Here is a 17,727-nt window from a genome sequence, read left to right on the forward strand (position 1 = left end):
TCAACTTTTGCCTAGATTACTAGGCGGCAAGTCGAGCGTCGCGACCAAAACACACTCAGAAGAACAAAAATCAAACAGCAAAGGTCAACAGGCCCTAGCAAATACCTCATTGTTTATAAACAATGAGGTATTTGAACCGGTTTAGTTTAACTTCTACCTAATTCGCTTCTAAGCTCTTTGGTTGCTGCCACCATATTCTCAAGTGCAGCCCGGGTTTCTGTCCATCCTCGGGTTTTAAGCCCACAATCAGGATTCACCCATAATCTTTCTACTGGGATTTTCTTCGCTGCTTTGTGAATTAAATCTTTTATCCATACCACCTCAGGTACGTTTGGCGTGTGAATATCATAAACGCCAGGCCCGATGTCATTGGGGTAGTCAAAATCTTCAAAGGCGTCGAGTAAGGTCATATTTGAACGTGACGTTTCAATTGTGATCACGTCCGCATCCATATCCGATATGGCAGCGATAATATCGTTAAACTCCGAATAACACATATGCGTATGGATCTGTGTTTCGTCATTCACACCACTTGCAGATACCCTAAACGCATATGCCGCCCACGCTAAGTAAGTTTTCCACTGACTGGCTTTGAGTGGCATCCCCTCTCTAAATGCAGGCTCATCGATTTGGATCACCTTAATCCCTGCATTTTGCAAATCCACTACTTCATCTCTCAGTGCTAAAGCTATTTGATTCGCGATGCTCGGCTTGTCTAAGTCATCTCTGACAAACGACCAAAATAAAATAGTCACCGGCCCTGTTAGCATGCCCTTCATCGGTTTTTTGGTTAAGCTCTGTGCATAACTCGTCCACTTCACTGTCATTGGTGCTGCACGCGAGACATCTCCCCAGATCACAGGGGGTTTAACACAGCGCGACCCATAACTTTGCACCCAACCAAACTGAGTAAAGGCAAAACCTTCGAGTAATTCACCAAAATACTCAACCATATCATTGCGCTCTGCTTCGCCATGTACAAGCACATCTAAGTTAAGCGCTTCTTGTTCTTCAACGGCATAACGGATCTCCGCTTCCATCTGGCTTTGATAAGCATCAGTACTCAACGTACCCGCTTTATAATCACGTCGCGCCTTACGAATAGCTTGGGTTTGTGGGAAAGAGCCTATCGTTGTGGTTGGCAATAAGGGTAAATTTAGCGATTGTGCTTGCTTTTTAATTCTGGTTGCGAATTCACTCGTGCGTTGACCGTCTTTTGCTGTAAGCGCTGAAACACGCTGCTGCACCTCATTATTATTCACTCGAGTAGAAGTCAAACGCGCTTTTACAGGCTTAGAATATTCGACCAACTGGGTAATATCACGCTGCTCCAATGCATTTTTCAATAATGCCAGCTCTTGCCCTTTTTGTTTGGCAAATGCGAGCCAAGACTTTAACTCACTATCAAGCTTTTGCTCTTGCTCTAAGTCGACTGGCGTATGTAATAATGAGCACGAAGGAGCGAGCCAGAGATTATCACCGCGACGTTCATGAACCAGAGCAAGTTGCTGATATACACCTTCGAGATCCGAGCGCCAAATGTTACGACCATTCACAATCCCGAGAGACAGTACGCTATCTTGCCCAACTACTTCCTCTAACGCAGCCAAGTCGTAGTTTGCCGTTACGCAGTCAAAATGCACGCCTTCTACGGGGTAAGATTGAATATCTTCAACATGCGGTTGTACGGAGTCAAAATAACTGGCCAACAATACTTTTACCCCTCGGCCGCTCAACGCATCAAAACTCCGGCGCAGCGCGCTGCGATAAGCATCGTCGATTTCCAATGCTAAAATAGGTTCATCAATTTGTACCCACTCAACACCTTGCTGTGCAAGCTTGCCGAGTACCTGCTGATATACAGCCAATAACTTATCTAATAAAACTAATTTATCAAACTCTTGACCAACGCATTTAGCTAAGTAGAGATAGGTTACCGGGCCGACCAATACGGGCTTTGCTTGGTAGCCAAGTAATTGTGCTTCTTCTACTTGAGTAAACAACTCCGTCCAAGTTAGGGAAAATTCCTGCGTTTGAGTTAACTCGGGGACAATGTAATGATAATTGGTGTTGAACCATTTCGTCATTTCACTTGCAGCACACGCACAGCCGCTTGGTGCTCGCCCTCTGCCAATCCGAAACAAAGTATCGAGATTTACAGACTCATCATTTTTGTGACGACTAGGAATAGCGCCGACAAGTAATGAAATATTCAACACGTGATCATACCAAGCAAAATCGCCGACAGGGAGAAGGTCAACACCAGCATCAGCTTGCAATGCCCAATTTTCTGCACGAATGCGCTTTCCTTCCGCGATTAAGTCGTCTTGCGTTAAGTCGCCTGACCAATAGCGCTCTACTGCAAATTTAAGTTCACGTTTTTTGCCTACGCGTGGAAAACCCAAATTATGTGTTAATGCCATGATTTTAATTCCGTCTAGGTGTATGGATGTCTAAATTTAATTATCATAATCAAAAACAACAATTGATGCTTTTTCAGATTTCATATGAATAAAATTAATTTGTAATTTTTTGCAAAATTTTTACAGAAGTAGTGACAACGCTGTCATTTTTAGTGTTATAGTGGATTTGTGAATTTTTGAACAATTCACCGTAGGTATTTAGACGTCTAGACATTGATAATAACTAAATAGAATCGTAATATTGAGTAATGCTGAGATTTGCTCACTTCAAATATGAGAATTGTTGATAATGATTGATATAAAGCACCTAAAGACTATCTCCACCTTGAAAGAAACTGGTTCTCTTGTGAATACAGCACGAGAGCTATTCCTGACTCAATCCGCTTTATCTCATCAGATCAAAGATCTAGAGAACAAACTCGACTGCCAACTATTCGAGCGCAAGACCCAACCGGTACGCTTTACCCCTCAAGGCATGTTGCTATTAGAGCTCGCCAATGATGTATTGCCTAAAGTTGAAGCAACAAAGTGTCGTTTGAAGGAAAGCCTTAACCAGCCCATCTCACAACTCAGATTAAGCGTGGAATGTCATGCTTGTTTTCACTGGTTGCTGCCAACGATTAAAGAATTCAATACCTTTTGGCCTGACATTAAAGTCGATTACGAACGAGGCTTTAGCTATGATGCGATTCCTGACCTTATTGAAGATGAGCTGGACTTAGTGCTTACTTCGGACATTCGAGAACCAGAACAGCTCGAATACGCGCATCTTTTTGACTTTAAATTAAAGTTAATCGTTGCACCAGATCACGAATTGGCCAAGAAGGCCTATGTCACAGCACTCGACCTAAAAGATGAAACCATCATTTCTTACCCTATTCCTCGCGAGCGTCAGGACATATTTAAGCACTTTATTCAAAATGCACGCTTTGATGGTACGCTAAAAACCGTCGATCAAGGTTTATTAATCTTCCAACTTGTGAGTGCGGGTATGGGGGTTGCGGCCTTACCAGACTGGTTGGTCACACCGTATGAAAGCCAAGGGCTGATTAAATCGATTCCTCTAGGCGCTCTTGGGCTAAATCGTCCAATGTATTTAGCAATGAAGAAAAGCATGAAAGATAACCCTGTTTATCGCCATTTCCTCAATACTTGCCGTAAAACCACGGCAAGATAGTTGACTGGGCTCTTTTTGAGCCCTAATTGTTATACATTTCTACAGCTCCCATCTCATGCTAGCATTGCGTCAGGCTTATCTAAATCTAAGGCATGTTTAAATGTTTGAAGTCAAAAAGGTTATCGGTCAACTTCTGATGCCGTTACCGTTATCTTTGGTTGCACTTATGGGGCTCATGTTTTTTATCGCCAAAACACGCAAAGGGCCGTATATCACAGTCTGGTTGGTCCTACTAACTACTTGGAGCATATCCACTCCTTATGTCGCGCAACACATTATCGAGTGGGATAAGGGCACGCTCACCGCATTCAATCCAAGCAGGCACAAAAACATAGACAGAATTGTTGTGCTTGGTTGTAATTTATACCCCGATGATTCCCTCCCCAGTAATGCTCAACTAGGTAGTTGCGGTTTAGCTCGACTAGTTGAAGGCATTAGACTTGCTAATATTTACCCAAAAGCCCAGCTGTATGTTTCTGGTTATGGCTATGGCAACGCAACAAGCGCAGGACTCATGGCTAAAACTGCACAGAGCTTAGGTATTTCCGCTACCCGTATCAAGCAAAACCCCAATGCCAAAGACACCGCAGACGAAGCGAAAATGCTCGCGCCCGTTTTGGTAGATTATGATGTTGCACTTGTCACGTCAGCTTCGCACATGAAACGCGCAAAAAACCTATTTGAAGCACAAGGCGTTGAAGTATTCCCTGCCCCGACAGAGTTTTATAATTTTAAGTCACTCCCATTAAGTCGGCAGTTTATCGCAAATGATAAGGCGCTAGATATAGTCACTCGAATTTGGCATGAACAAGTTGGTAGTATGTGGATCACGATACGTCGCATTATCGACCCTGAAGCACTTTAAGCGTCGAAAAAGGCATCAAAACCAGGCTAAAGTTCGATAAATTGGCGCTGAAAAACGTAAAAAATTGAAAATTTGCGCAAATATGGGTATAAATAGAGTTTAATCTTAACCCGCGTATCCGCGTACAACACGACTAGGATCTACGATGAGTAAACTAGATAAAACTGAAGTACTAAGCGCTTTCGAAGCTGCGTACGAAGCTGCACATGGCAAAAAGCCTGAAATCACTGCAAAGCCAGGTTGGTATAGCATCGATGGTGGCAAAAACATGCGTCTTGCTGAGGTAGCTGAATTAACAGAAGAGCTAACTTCAGGGTCAGCTGTAGCAAGTGAGACAACGCAGGCGCCTGCCAAAAAAGCGAAAACGACTAAGAAAGCGCCGAAGGCAGCAGCTGTAAAATCAGCAAGCTTTACTATCGTTACAGAAAACGAAGATGGCTTCAAAGCGGAAGAACAGTGGATTGCTGAACTAGCAGCAAAAGATCACGACTGTCGCTTACCTCGTGGTGTTGTGTAAGCACAGTTTCATGAGTGAAGAAACCTCGCTGCTGCGAGGTTTTTTTTGGTCAGCTGCAATTAATACCGATTCAACCTGAGCGAAGAAGAGCTATTTTTATGACGTAAATTGAGCAGGGCGGCGCTCCAAACCAGAATAATCAAGCAAGTTAGTGACACCCAGCCTAATAAAAAAGTCAACGAAGCAAGCGGCAATTCCGGCCACTTTCCTGCCATACCATAACCCGCAATTGTGCGATGGGCGTAAAAACAAATGCATAAGACCAATCCGAAACTCAACGCTAGTGATACCATTACACCTCGGTACTCATCTTTGCGGCGCAATTTAAACTGCCGCTTGATATACATGTAAGTACCACTGAGAACCAAAAATGAGAGCACAACCCCAAATATAAACCACAGTATCTTCCCCCATATCCCCGCAAAATTGCCAAAATGTAGAGGGTCTGCGGTGTCGGATAATCGCCAATATAGCCCTTGGCTCGATGCTGTTTGGCTATAAACAACTTCCCCCGTGTAAGGGTTGACATAGATCTTGTTTGCCCTATCCCGAACTATCCAATCCTGCGATTGTCCTTCAGCATAAAAATAACCCCCAGAATAGCGAATAGCTTTCACCTCAAGATCGGGTCTCGTCGCTTTTACTATTGCGAATAATTCCACAACAGACAATTGTGGTTTATCCTGTCTCGGCAGTTCTGCCAAGGGATTAACGGCAAAATCCCCAACATCAGTATAAGCTGTTTTACCATCGACCATATCCATTCGTACAAACTCAAATAGATACCAGATACTCGTAAGCGAAATAACAACCGCAAGCCATAAGCCCCACGTCCCACTTATTTTATGCATACTTGCCATTTTGGCACGTGCATCCCCGCTAAACGTAAATACAAATAACTTTTTCCACCAGAGGCGATATACATAATGCGCACTCACGGTCGAAATACACAAAGGAACTGCAAAGATAAGCACAAGATAGTATGAAATGATGCTGTCAAACACGCCGAAAAAATGCATGTGGAAATCGCGAAAAAAGCGCTGAATATTAAAAAAACTACTTTCACCTTGGATAGCTCCTGAAAGTGGATCGACATAAACGTGTTGCCAAGGACTATCAGGCATCCGCATCACGATATCATACGAAAAATAGGTATCAGGACCTGTAAAGGCAATCCCTATTCGGGCGTCAGGATACGCCTTTTGTACCATCTCGTAAGCTGCTGCTAAGCTTATGTTTGATTGCCCGTCTACTGCCCTCACCTGATCGTTGAATAGCCAATCTAGTTCGTGGGCAATACTCGCAAACGCGCCAGTCCAGCATATTATGAACAGCAACACCCCAAACCACACGCCACTCAAACTATGCCAGTTGAACCATTGTTTTGCCGTCATGGACCACCCAATAGCGAAGACATAAAACGACTTCACTTCCTTGCCTTGTATTAATATTCAAACATAGATAAGCCCCTATGACAGCGCCATCCAACCTAATTGACATCCCCCCTAACAATCAGATCCTAACAACTATGAGATTTGGGTAAGCCATTATTTTTGCAATAATTCATTTTTTGCATTACCCCTTATAGTAACAAAAAGAATTATCATTTAGAATTGAAAATAATTTCTGTTTTCAGTTAGAACTATTCAAAAGCTTGGTTCAATCTCAGAAAAATAGCTCCTACATATCATAGGAACTTTCATCTTTATCTCTTGTGACGAAAAAACAATTTAGGAAAGGAAACACCCATGCAAACCAAAGCGCATCAATCTACAGCACTAGCTCTGATGTTATCACTCCTTTATTTTTCTCCAAATGCGGCAGCAAAAGCCGAGCGCGACAATATTGAACGGATCAGTGTTGTAGGCCAGCCAATCAAGCGTAACTCGGGTCCAACAGGACTTGACCTTACCATTAAAGAAACCCCCCAGTCTGTTACCGTGTTAAGCCACGATTATATAAAAGACTTCGAACTGAATGATCTTGAGGACATCATGGTACAGGCAACAGGCATCTCAAGATACAAATTTGGAGCGGGTGATAATACTGAGTTTACTTCTCGTGGGTATCTCGTCAATGCATTGGTTAAAGATGGCTTACCGACCTCAATTGCTGGACCACAAGAGAGTCGCTTAGACACTATTGTCTATGACCGAGTAGAGGTTCTTCGGGGCGCTGCGGGGTTAATGGCGGGTGCAGGACAACCATCGGCAACATTAAATGTCATCACAAAACAACCAGACCGAAGTGGATTTGTTGAAGTTGGTGCTGAGATTGGCTCTTGGAATAAAGTGCGTACACACATAGATGCAACAGGCTCCCTAACGAAAGATGAAGCATTGGCCGGACGAGTTATTCTTGCCTATGAGGAAAGAGATAGCTTTGTCGACAAAGAAAATAGTAATAAGATCGTCGCATACACCCAATTACATCATTATTTCTCCGAAGATACCGAAGCCTCGCTTAGTGTTCATTACCAAGACAATGAACTGAAACTATCACCCTGGGGATTACCCATTTTTTACTCTGATGGTAGTTCCGTCGAAATAGACAAGAAAACAAATTTATCATCGCCAGATAGTCACAACGGCAATACCCACCAAAGTTATCATTTAAAATTATCTCACCAAATCAATTTAGATTGGGAACTTAACTTTGGCGCACAATACAGTAAAACAGAAGCTGACATTACCTTGACCTACTTTAGTGGTAACCCAGACAAAGAAACAGGTCTTGGCCTTCAAGGCGGTGACAGACGCTGGGTTGAAACGGTTGATGGGACTAATTTTATTTTGGGACTGGTTGGTCGGTTTGAGTTATTTGACCGCGCACATCAGGTGAATATCACCTATTTAAATGCCGATTTTGAGTCCACAGACGATCGCTTCGAAGAACTGGATGAAAACGCGAGAACAGTATTTTATCCACTCCAATCGATTAATAACCTTCACCCAGCCGCTCATTTAACTGCGACAGATAAGCAATTTATTGGCTATTGGGACAAAACGACGAAAGAACAGAGCATTGCCCTTAGCAGTAAGTTAACGTTAACGGATGCCCTTCACGCCATTGTTGGTGTCAAATTTTTTGATTATGAACGTACCAATGAGCGTGACTTTGCTTGGAGCGGGTTCTCAAGCGATAAAGGTGAAGAAACCGGTGAGAGCTTATACTTGGGGCTGGTTTACGATCTCAATGACCAGATCAGCACGTATGCAAGTTATACCGATGCTTATGAGCCGCAACTGGATAAAGTGGATGCCAATTTAAATCAATTAGCACCAATCACCGCCCGGAACTTAGAAGTCGGCATTAAAACCACACTTTGGGATGATAAACTACGTCTAAACGTCGCTTACTTTGATAGTTTAAAGGAAGACTTCGGTGTTGTTATCCCCGAATATGCAGACGAAAGACCTGCTAGGTATCGACCCGTAGATGGTGCAGAAGCTGATGGATTTGAAGTTGAATTAGAAGCAAAACTGACAGATGATTGGCAAGTAAACTTTGGTTACAGTGATTTTGATGTTGTCGATGAGCATGGCGAAGATATTAACTTGTATGCACCAAGACAAACGCTCAATGCGAGCACCAAGTATACTTATGGGGCTTGGCGATTAGGGCTAAATGCAACTTGGGATACGGACAGAAAAGTCGATATTTTAAACGTCCCAGGAGTTGACCTTGGACTTCCAACAGGTGGTCGTCGAGGCGCAGTGCGTGCAGATCAAGATAGCCAGCTTTTACTAAATGCACACGTCAAATATCAATTCTCTAGCCAGCTGAGCGTTAAACTGAATATCAGTAATCTCACAGATGAAAGCTATTACGATACTTACGGTTTCGTGCCGAAAAAGTACAGCGAGCCTAGAGCATACAATTTAAGTATGGAATATCTGTTTTAACGTAAAGCACTATGCAAATGCTGTGGCGTGATAAGGTTACAACGCCTTTAAAACTTAGCTGCAGCAAAATGCCTATAATACCAATTGAATTAATTCTCTAATCAATTTGAAGGGTGAAATAGCATATTAGCTTCGTTAAAAATTTCTCATTTAGAACAACTAAATAGCAAAATTTACGTAACTGTGTTTTCAATCCCAAGAGCCGAACCTCCCAAATTAAGTACTAAGTCGAGTTGCCATTAAACCTTAAATACCGACACTTGACCGTTTAACTGCTCAGCTAACGCCTCTAAGTCATTACTCACATCTGCATTACTCTGCGCACTTCGAGTAATTTCAGAAATACTGCTACTGAAATCATTAATATTTTCGCTGATTTCCGCAACCACCGTTGTTTGTTCTTCCGTTGCCGTTGAAACCTGAATATTCATACCGACGATTTCATCCACCGCCTTGTCTATATCAGTCATGATTTGAGCTGACTCATTGGCCCTATCAACTCCTGCAGCTGCACTCGACTGTGCATTCTCCATTGACGACACGGCATTTTGTGCCATGCCCTGTAACTTACTGATCATATCTCGGATCGATTCCGTAGCTTTTTGCGTGTTGTGTGCCAATTGCCTAACTTCATCAGCAACAACCGCGAAGCCTCGACCTGATTCCCCAGCTCTCGCCGCTTCTATTGCAGCGTTTAATGCCAAAAGATTTGTTTGTTCAGCCACACCTTGGATCATTAGCACGACTTGGTTGATTTCATTCGACTGGTCGTTCAACGCTTTAATTAACTGCGCGTTATCTCCCACCTCACTGGCAAGACGCTCGATGGCCTGAATATTTTGCGAAATAACATCCATCCCCTGCTTTGCAAGCTGACCCGACATCTCTGCTTTGTTTGCGGTATTCATTGCATTATGTGCAACCTCCTGAATTGCACTACTCATTTCTGTCGCTGCGGTTGCGATCATTACCGTTTGCTGCTCTTGTTCTTGTGAAGTGCCCGCAATTGACTGACTAATTCCATTTAGCTCGTTGGATGTTGAGGACAGACTATTCACCATCGTAACTAGGTTGGTAACTAACTCATGTAAGCTCGACACCATAGTATTGAAGTCGTTTCCTATCTCACTCAGCTCGTCCTGCCCCTCAACCACTACACGTTGGGTTAAATCAGCATCTCTTGCAATGTTACCAATACGCATACGCAAACGACTGAGTGGTTCGTTAATTGACCTAAATATCAACATACCAATCATCACCATTACGATCACAATAGTAACGGAAGAGATAATCATCGCCGTTTTTGTCGCACTGGCTTCTGAGCGGCCAACATCTCTTAGTGCACTTGCCTCTGCAAGTTGTAACTCAATTAGTGCATTGTAGCTTTCACTTAAGGGGTCAAAGGCGGCATAGAGATCGCGTACAAATTTATCATAAGGAATTTCTTCAAAAGTATTTGCGTTAACTCGGTTAATATAATTAGACAGCAGTTGCTTGACACTTATCTCTGCTTTTTCAACTTGCTTTACTAAGCTTCGCTCTTCGCTCGTAAGGTCCGTGGACAAATAGCTATTCCATTCTTTTTCAGCGATATTTTTAGCTTCTTCGATTTGCTTTAACGCGGCACTGTTGGATAATTGATGGCCTCGTAACTTGTGAAAAGTATCTACAATAACCACCGCATAGTTGTCTGACACGACTTTTATTTGCCTCAGCGGTACAACTCTGTCGTCATAAATACGGTCAATGTAATTGATAAGATTTGATAATGTTCCAATTGTAAAGATAGTAGCGAGAATAAAAAACACAGCAGGTATGCCCGAAAGCGACAACAATCTGCTTTTAACTGAAACCCTATTTAGCATAGTCTGATTTTTATTGAGTAAACATAGAAATAAAGTATTACTCAAAGTTCATAGATTACAATAATAATTGCAAATTAAGCAGCGCATTATTGATATGCATCATACTTCGTAACTGTGTCTCTTAACTGTATAGGTTTGATTTTTAAACCTATTACAAAAAAAGAGGAGAAGCTTTTATCGGCTTCTCCTCTTTTATTCCACGTCGAAATCACTTTCGCTTAACACTCTTCGTTTTCAGCGTTCATGTTCTCTTTTACATCTTCACACGCGTCTTCCACGCTATTTTCTACTTCCTGAACTGTTTCATCGAAACGCTCACCAGCATCTTCCGCCGGACCTTCGCTACAACCAAAAAGTGCTAAAATTGAAACAAAACCAAATGCTTTTGCTAATGTAATTGCTGATTTCATAATCTATCTCCTAAAACCGTTTTTGTACGTTAATTCCCTTTTACCTGGGAGCTCGTGCTTTGCCAAAAATAAACGAAATAATCATAAAGGCGATAAACACAAAGAATAGAATTTTCGCCATACCTGCCGCAGCGCCAGCGATTCCAGTGAAACCTAGCACGGCTGCGACAAGTGCTAGGAATAAAAACATTACAGCCCAACTCAACATAACATTCTCCTTAGGCAGTTAGCTCTTGCAACTGCTTCATTTGATCGTGACAAGCTTGCATTCTGGTTTGAATTTGCAGTAATACACTCTTGCATTTAGGTGGAAGATCTTTGCTTAATGCTTTATCAAGCTTGCTTAACACTTTGTCTTCCACTTCTTCTAGCTGAGAAATATAGGTGTGCTCTTTGTCGGTGCTCACCATACCAACCAACTTGGTGTACGATTCACGAATGTCGATGCTAAGCGCTGAATCTGTCTCAATTTCACCTTCGTCAATAAGAACAAATGGTTGTAGATCCGAGATTGCTTGCGCTTTATCTACAATCATTTGGTCAAATACGCGGTTTAATTCGATATTATCTAGCTTCTTTTTAGCTTCAGTGTAAAAATCAACACCACCATTTAATACTTTGATGAGCTCTTTTACCGGCCCCATGTCGTAATTTGAATCTGCCATAAATAACTCCTTTCGTTGCGATATTTAATAAGTGCATTTTGCAAATATTATTTTCTGTCCCTTTCACTAATGCAGATTAAATGCCAAACCATAAACCTTTATTATATAAGGCTTTTTAATCTAAGCACCTTCAGACCGGTGAAAATATTACAAACTAGATGTAAATTATTCCTGTGATAATTGCGTACTTAAGGTTGTGCTCCCTTTAGCATTGAAATCCATAGTCCTAATTGGGAAAGGAATTAAGATATCGTTATCAGCTAATACACGGTTAATGGTGCAAATTGCTTTGTGCCTGACCACCATAAAGCCCGGATCTGCTGGGTAATCTATCCAAAACCACACTAATAGATTAATAGAGCTGTCACCAAAAGACTCTGCATAGACATCTGTTTCTTTTTGGCTTACTACGAAATCAAGCTTGTTAATTGCCTCAACAATCACCTCTCGGGCTTGCTCTGGGTCGTCCGCATACGAGATACCAACTGGTACTTCTATTCTTCGCTTGCCAAGCTTAGTGTAGTTTTGTAACTCATTCTTAAAGAGAATTTTGTTGGGGATATAAGACAGCTGGCCATAAAAGTTTTCTACTAAGGTGTTTCTCAAATTGATTTTGCTTACCGTGCCAAAGCAATCCTTGGTTCTTATAATGTCACCGACCATAAAAGGTTTTCTGACCCCCATCACAAATCCAGCGATGAGGTTCTCGGTCATGTCTTGGAATGCAAAGCCAATAGCAAGGCCAATGATCCCCGCCCCAGCCAACAATGACATTACAGCACCTGATAGTTTTACTATATCTAAAGCGAAGAAAATCCCAATGGCAATAATAGAGACTTTAAATATGGAACTAATAAGTGAAGCCACTTGTTCTGTCTTTATTGCTTTTTTAATTGCCTTTGAAAACCAAATTGAAGATATTTTAGCCAAAACAGTGAAGAATATGAGTATCATTAAGGCTAGGATCATATTCGGTAGTAACTGCACACCGGATTCAAGCCAAGAGATTAACTTATCATTAATTAACGTCCAGAATTTTTCTAAATTCATAATCAAATATTCCTATTTAAGTACTCGACAAATCTAGAATGCAGTAATCATTCCTATTGATATTAATTAGCCGTTCATGGAAAAGGTAATTATTACAAACTAATTTACACATCTTCTCGGTAAATTCTTCCTTAAAACTTACTCAATAAAAATAAATCACATAATTATCAATAAGTTAAAGGTTGGCACAACAGCTGCAACAGATAATTCGACTACGAAATTAAAGGAGTTTAATTATGAAAAAGACATTAATTGCAACTGTACTAGTATCTTCACTTACTACTGCTTCAGCATTTGCTGCTGATAACTCTTGGGAAAAAGAAGCGAGTGACGCTTGGATAGACGGTAAAGCAGAAGCAACACTGCTTTTCAACGGTGAACTGAACAACTTTGACATTAACACTGATGTAAAGAACGGCGTTGTAGTGCTAACCGGTAAAGTTGAACACTCAGTAGATAAAAAGCTAGCTGAAGAACTGGTACTAGGTATCGATGGCGTAAAAGAAGTGAAAAACGACCTGACTATCGTAGATATGTCAGATGAGCGCAAAAAAGAGCGCAATTACGAAAGCGATAGCGGTTTTACTGACGCAAAAATCGCAACAGTAATTAAGTCTCGCTATCTGTTCGACACAGATGTAGATGGTACTGACATCGATGTTGATGTGGAAGGTTTAGTCGTAACACTAAACGGTCATGTAGGTAGCGAAGCAGAGCGCAAACTTGCTGTGCAAATCGCGAAAAACGCCAATGACGTTAGAGATGTAAAAGATAACCTTCGCGTTACCACAAAATCATAAGCCAATTTTGATTTGAGGGGGCTTTCCCCCTCCCATACTTATATTGATTTAAGGAGTAAAGATGAAACAATTAACAATTGCTGCTGCGCTACTTGCCTCTCTAGGTCTTGCATCCACAGCCGCTCACGCGGAGTCTGATTTTGGACTAGATGATTATAAAATTTACACAGGTATCGGCTATGGCCAATACTCTTTCCAATGGGAAGATCGTGAGAATGACACTTCATTCGACGACGACTCTTCTATGCTAAAAGCGTATGTGGGTACAAAAATTAATCCATATTGGAGTTTTGAACTTGCCTATGAGAACTTCGACGAAGCAAGTGACATTGACAACTCTGCTGAAATAGACGGTATTTCTTTATCTACACGTATTTCAGCTCCACTAAACGAACATTTCTCAGTGTATGCAAAAGGTGGTTGGCTTGAGTGGGATGCTGATATCTACGCGGATATTCCAGCTGTAGGTCGAGTTTCATCTAGCCTTGAGGGTGGCGACTGGCTCTATGGTGCCGGTGTTGAGTTTCACCTCAATGAAAACGTTAACATGCGGTTAGAATACACTCGCTATGAACTTGAAGACAATATCGACCCTGATATGGACGTAGCTGCCGTCTCTATCGAGTATCAGTTTTAAGCAGTAATTTTGGCTCTATAGCCTCCCAATTATTTCCCCTTTGACTCAGTCCTGGCTCTTCCACAAGAGTCTGGTTTTGGCGCTACCACTTGGTAGCGCTTTTTTTGTTTTCAGTGTACGGCCTCCATATTGAATAATGTAAGTACTTTCTCGCTATTTCTTATTTTCAGGAAACAGAATTTAAAGGTAAACAACCTCTAGATGTAATAGTTGCCATTCAGTGCAAGAAATGAAATCTGTCAATTTTTCAAACTCTACACCCTGTAGGTTCTGCTATGTAACATTTACACCCTTCATTTCGCATCTACCGACAAACGACACCGAAAAACATTAACCTTATGAATTTAAACAACTTTTAAGTTGGCAAAGGGTTTGCAACCTATATAGTGAACTAAACGAATAAGGAGTAGTTTATGAGTAATCAAGCAAACCAAACACAGACAAGCAATACAGCTAAACCACAGCCAAATGGCCAAGACTCTAGCCATCCTGTTACGGATCAAATTGCAGATACATTGCATGCATCAGTAGATTCACTGCACGCTTCGGCATCTCGTACTGAAACCTCACTACGTGAAAAAAGCCATAATTCGAGTGAAGCGATTGGTGCCAAGCGCAAGGAGTGGGAACGTGCGTGGAATACATCAGGTGTGAAAAAGTATGCAACGGAAAACCCAGTAAAAACGGCTGGTATCGCATTCTCACTTGGTATGTTAGCAACTATGCTGTTAAGGAATAAGTAATCATGCAAGACCAAGCTCAAATAAGAGACCGTCAAGCAGCAGCTCACGAGCGCACTCCAGCGCTCGCTGAGCTTAAAGATTCTGTGTCTCTATTATTCAACAGCTATCAGCAAATCGCAGAAGCACAACTAAACCTATTAGGTGCTAAGTTTAGAGCTAATCTAAAAACCTTATGTATTGCGCTCGGGTTAATTCTATTTTCTCTAATCTTGACAGCAATGGTGTGGGGAAGCTTGCATGTGTTATTTGCTTACGCGTTAACCTACGCGGGACTAAGTTGGTTTGTTTCGGCGGGTATCGTACTGACTATCAATATCGCGATGATTTATTACCTAATCATAACAGGGCTGAAGCTCTTTAATAATAGTATTAACGACCTGACGTCTGGGTTTTATACCCCAGTTGCGAAGCAGGAGGCTAGCAATGACGAAGCTCGCTGAATTCATCACTGATAAGTTGCACCAAGAAGTGGTGATTGAGAAGAAAAAGCTCATTACCGCTAAACATTTTAATCAACTTACCCAAGTGAAAGCCAAGAAGGTATTCACCGGCGCGATTAGCTCTCCTCAAGGGTTGGGCTTCATGTTTATGTTTGGCGCACTCAGCGCTAAATATGGCAAGTTTGGCGCACTAAGAAAAATAGTACTTTTACAAAGAATAGCTCAAGGTATCATTTAACTCCTTGAGCTATTCTTTGGCTCTCTATCTAAACTAGCTTTTCTTTAATTTCTTTCAAATCCACAAGTGTAATTGGCTTTAATAACACTTCATCCACTTGCGACTCAGCCAACTTTTCCGGCTCTGGATCAAAACCACTAGCAATCACAATATGCTGATTAGGATCTTGTGCTTTAATTTCTCGAGCAAGCGTAAGCCCGGACTTATCAGGCAGACCTATATCCAGTAAAATCGTGTCAAAGCGCTCAGAACCAACAAAATGCTGCCAACAAGTTTGCGCGCACTCTGCCGTAACCACATTCACTTGCAGTGAATTAAGTAACAGCTTAAGCAGATTGCGTGTATCTGCGTCGTCTTCTACCACTAAAAACTGCAATGTGCCGCTAGCTTGCTCTACGTCATTGCTAGAAGCTACCAACTCCCCGCTCAAGTAGTGTGTTAAACATTCTCCTAACTCAGAGACATTAACAGGTTTGCTCATCATATCGCTAAAGCCTAATGCCATTAACTCCTCTTTTGTGCCTTTTTGAGCTGCTGCTGTCAGTGCGACAACAGGTAAGTCAATACCACGCTCTCTGAGTGCAACAATCGTGTCTCGGCCATCCATTCTAGGCATATGCAAGTCCATAAAGACTAAGTCATACTTATCAGGGTTATCCTTTAGCATCGCAAGCGCTTCAATACCATCACCCGCAATTTCAGCGGTTGCGCCAGTTTGACCAATCAAGGTACGCATTAACATTTGGATCTCACTGATATCTTCAACGATAAGGATATGCCCTTTCAAATCAGATGGAAGCGAGTTATTAGCCGCGTTGTGGGTCTTATCAAGCATTAATGGCGCCAGAGTCATTTCATCAATAGTATCAAGGTCAATACTAAAGCCAAATTCACTCCCCTCTCCCAAAGTCGACTCAACCGCCAGCTCCCCCCCCATCAATTTAATGAGTGCCGAGCTAATAGCCAAACCAAGACCTGCACCTTCGTCTGTACGAGTCGTAACATTTTGTACTTGTTCAAAAGGTTTAAATATACGTTTTAACTTCTCGCAAGGAATACCAATACCCGTGTCAATCACCTTGAATTCAAGTTTTGCATCCGCTTGTAGTGTTATCTCAACCTTCACAAAACCGGAGCTTGTGAACTTAATCGCATTATAAATAATGTTGATAAGTACCTGCTTCAACCGCGTCTTATCTACTTTTACATCCTGCGGCAATGGCGTTTTAGCCTCGATACTAAAACTCAAGCCTTTCTTAGCTGCGGCCATTTTAAACAAACTATACAAATCACTTAAAAAGCTACTCAAACACGTGTTTTGTTTATTGAGCTGTAACCGATTTTCATTTAGCTTGGATAGGTCAAGCACATCGTTTAACAGGTTAAGTAAGTGCTCACTATTATTATTGATAATAGAAAGCTCAGGCTTAACATTCTGCAATTCTTCCCGAGATAGGAGGAGATTAGTGTAACCTAAGATAGAAGTTAAGGGTGTTCTCAACTCATGGCTTAAATGGGCCAAAAAGCGGTCTTTTGCTCGACTATCAGACTCTACACGCAATCGCTCTAGGCGCTCACGTTCAAGCTCTTTGCGTGCCAAAGCGTAGCGAATGGAACGAATAAATCGTGCGCTACTGATCTCTGACTTAAGTACAAAGTCTTCAGCACCAGCTTTTAGGGCTTCGTTATCTAACACTTCGTCTGATTGCCCCGTCAGCATGATTATCGGTGTATGGACCTGTCTTGCTCGCGCTTCTTTTAACACGCTCAAACCGGTTTGTGGGCCTAATTGATAATCCAATAAGCAGAGATCGAAGCCATTGCTCTCAAGTGCTTCTAGCGCTTGATGGTATTGGCTTTGCCAAACGAGATTAAATTTAAAGTTAGGAATAGACTGTAAATAATCTAAGGTTAAAATATAATCGTCTTCGTCATCTTCAATGAGTAGCACATTGACTTCACTGACCGACTCCTTTGTCATACTGTCCTCCA

Annotated in this window: 17 protein-coding genes; 9 read left to right on the top strand and 8 right to left on the bottom strand. The window is 41.8% G+C overall.

The window, feature by feature from the left end:
* Positions 1-146: 146 nt before the first annotated feature.
* The gene (metE, locus tag MHN32_RS18490) at positions 147-2,423 is read right to left on the bottom strand and encodes a 5-methyltetrahydropteroyltriglutamate--homocysteine S-methyltransferase (RefSeq protein ID WP_275440430.1); all 2,277 of its coding nucleotides are present in this window, start codon (positions 2,421-2,423) and stop codon (positions 147-149) included.
* Positions 2,424-2,712: 289 nt separating this feature from the next.
* Here metE and MHN32_RS18495 point away from each other — a divergent pair, with 289 nt between their 5' ends.
* From MHN32_RS18495 to MHN32_RS18505, 3 genes are all read left to right on the top strand, one after another.
* Positions 2,713-3,600: a LysR substrate-binding domain-containing protein gene (locus tag MHN32_RS18495; RefSeq protein WP_010606609.1), complete on the top strand. Its 888-nt coding sequence runs from the start codon at positions 2,713-2,715 to the stop codon at positions 3,598-3,600.
* Positions 3,601-3,700: 100 nt separating this feature from the next.
* The gene (locus MHN32_RS18500; protein ID WP_239422490.1) at positions 3,701-4,465 is read left to right on the top strand and encodes an ElyC/SanA/YdcF family protein; all 765 of its coding nucleotides are present in this window, start codon (positions 3,701-3,703) and stop codon (positions 4,463-4,465) included.
* A 145-nt stretch (positions 4,466-4,610) separates the two neighbouring features.
* Positions 4,611-4,982 carry a hypothetical protein gene (locus tag MHN32_RS18505; protein ID WP_010606607.1) on the top strand — a complete coding sequence of 124 codons (372 nt, stop codon included), beginning with the start codon at positions 4,611-4,613 and terminating at the stop codon, positions 4,980-4,982.
* Between the two features lie 59 nt (positions 4,983-5,041).
* Here MHN32_RS18505 and MHN32_RS18510 read toward each other — a convergent pair whose 3' ends face one another.
* Positions 5,042-6,376, bottom strand: coding sequence for a PepSY-associated TM helix domain-containing protein (locus MHN32_RS18510; protein ID WP_206473363.1), 1,335 nt, complete (start codon positions 6,374-6,376; stop codon positions 5,042-5,044).
* Positions 6,377-6,730: 354 nt separating this feature from the next.
* On the opposite strand from MHN32_RS18510, the gene MHN32_RS18515 reads away from it, so the two are divergent.
* Positions 6,731-8,887, top strand: a complete 2,157-nt coding sequence (locus MHN32_RS18515) for a TonB-dependent siderophore receptor (protein WP_239422491.1) — start codon at positions 6,731-6,733, stop codon at positions 8,885-8,887.
* Positions 8,888-9,126: 239 nt separating this feature from the next.
* Here MHN32_RS18515 and MHN32_RS18520 read toward each other — a convergent pair whose 3' ends face one another.
* The 5 genes from MHN32_RS18520 to MHN32_RS18540 form a co-directional block, all read right to left on the bottom strand.
* The gene (locus MHN32_RS18520) at positions 9,127-10,752 is read right to left on the bottom strand and encodes a methyl-accepting chemotaxis protein (RefSeq protein ID WP_174169963.1); all 1,626 of its coding nucleotides are present in this window, start codon (positions 10,750-10,752) and stop codon (positions 9,127-9,129) included.
* Positions 10,753-10,970: 218 nt separating this feature from the next.
* Positions 10,971-11,162, bottom strand: a complete 192-nt coding sequence (locus tag MHN32_RS18525; protein ID WP_010606603.1) for a hypothetical protein — start codon at positions 11,160-11,162, stop codon at positions 10,971-10,973.
* A gap of 40 nt (positions 11,163-11,202) precedes the next feature.
* Positions 11,203-11,370 carry a DUF1328 domain-containing protein gene (locus MHN32_RS18530; RefSeq protein ID WP_010378934.1) on the bottom strand — a complete coding sequence of 56 codons (168 nt, stop codon included), beginning with the start codon at positions 11,368-11,370 and terminating at the stop codon, positions 11,203-11,205.
* A gap of 10 nt (positions 11,371-11,380) precedes the next feature.
* The gene (locus MHN32_RS18535) at positions 11,381-11,827 is read right to left on the bottom strand and encodes a PA2169 family four-helix-bundle protein (protein WP_102057237.1); all 447 of its coding nucleotides are present in this window, start codon (positions 11,825-11,827) and stop codon (positions 11,381-11,383) included.
* Between the two features lie 165 nt (positions 11,828-11,992).
* Positions 11,993-12,877, bottom strand: a complete 885-nt coding sequence (locus tag MHN32_RS18540; protein WP_010606601.1) for a mechanosensitive ion channel family protein — start codon at positions 12,875-12,877, stop codon at positions 11,993-11,995.
* A 236-nt stretch (positions 12,878-13,113) separates the two neighbouring features.
* Here MHN32_RS18540 and MHN32_RS18545 point away from each other — a divergent pair, with 236 nt between their 5' ends.
* The 5 genes from MHN32_RS18545 (at position 13,114) to MHN32_RS18565 (ending at position 15,735) form a co-directional block, all read left to right on the top strand.
* Entirely contained in the window at positions 13,114-13,677 is a 564-nt protein-coding gene (locus tag MHN32_RS18545) for a BON domain-containing protein (RefSeq protein ID WP_010606600.1), read from the top strand.
* Positions 13,678-13,738: 61 nt separating this feature from the next.
* Positions 13,739-14,314, top strand: a complete 576-nt coding sequence (locus tag MHN32_RS18550) for an outer membrane beta-barrel protein (RefSeq protein ID WP_010606599.1) — start codon at positions 13,739-13,741, stop codon at positions 14,312-14,314.
* Between the two features lie 413 nt (positions 14,315-14,727).
* The gene (locus MHN32_RS18555; protein WP_010606598.1) at positions 14,728-15,057 is read left to right on the top strand and encodes a hypothetical protein; all 330 of its coding nucleotides are present in this window, start codon (positions 14,728-14,730) and stop codon (positions 15,055-15,057) included.
* A 2-nt stretch (positions 15,058-15,059) separates the two neighbouring features.
* Entirely contained in the window at positions 15,060-15,497 is a 438-nt protein-coding gene (locus MHN32_RS18560) for a hypothetical protein (RefSeq protein WP_010606597.1), read from the top strand.
* Positions 15,481-15,735 (top strand): hypothetical protein, encoded by a 255-nt coding sequence (locus MHN32_RS18565; RefSeq protein ID WP_045989359.1) that lies wholly within the window; start codon positions 15,481-15,483, stop codon positions 15,733-15,735. The genes MHN32_RS18560 and MHN32_RS18565 overlap by 17 nt, the downstream gene beginning before the upstream one ends.
* Positions 15,736-15,763: 28 nt before the next feature.
* Here the strand turns inward: MHN32_RS18565 and MHN32_RS18570 are convergent, their stop codons facing one another.
* Complete coding sequence (locus tag MHN32_RS18570; protein ID WP_102057238.1) at positions 15,764-17,716, bottom strand: response regulator; 1,953 nt, start codon at positions 17,714-17,716, stop codon at positions 15,764-15,766.
* Positions 17,717-17,727 lie beyond the last annotated feature (11 nt).

It is taken from the genome of Pseudoalteromonas sp. Of11M-6, from assembly GCF_022347905.1.
In the GTDB taxonomy this organism is placed as follows: domain Bacteria; phylum Pseudomonadota; class Gammaproteobacteria; order Enterobacterales; family Alteromonadaceae; genus Pseudoalteromonas.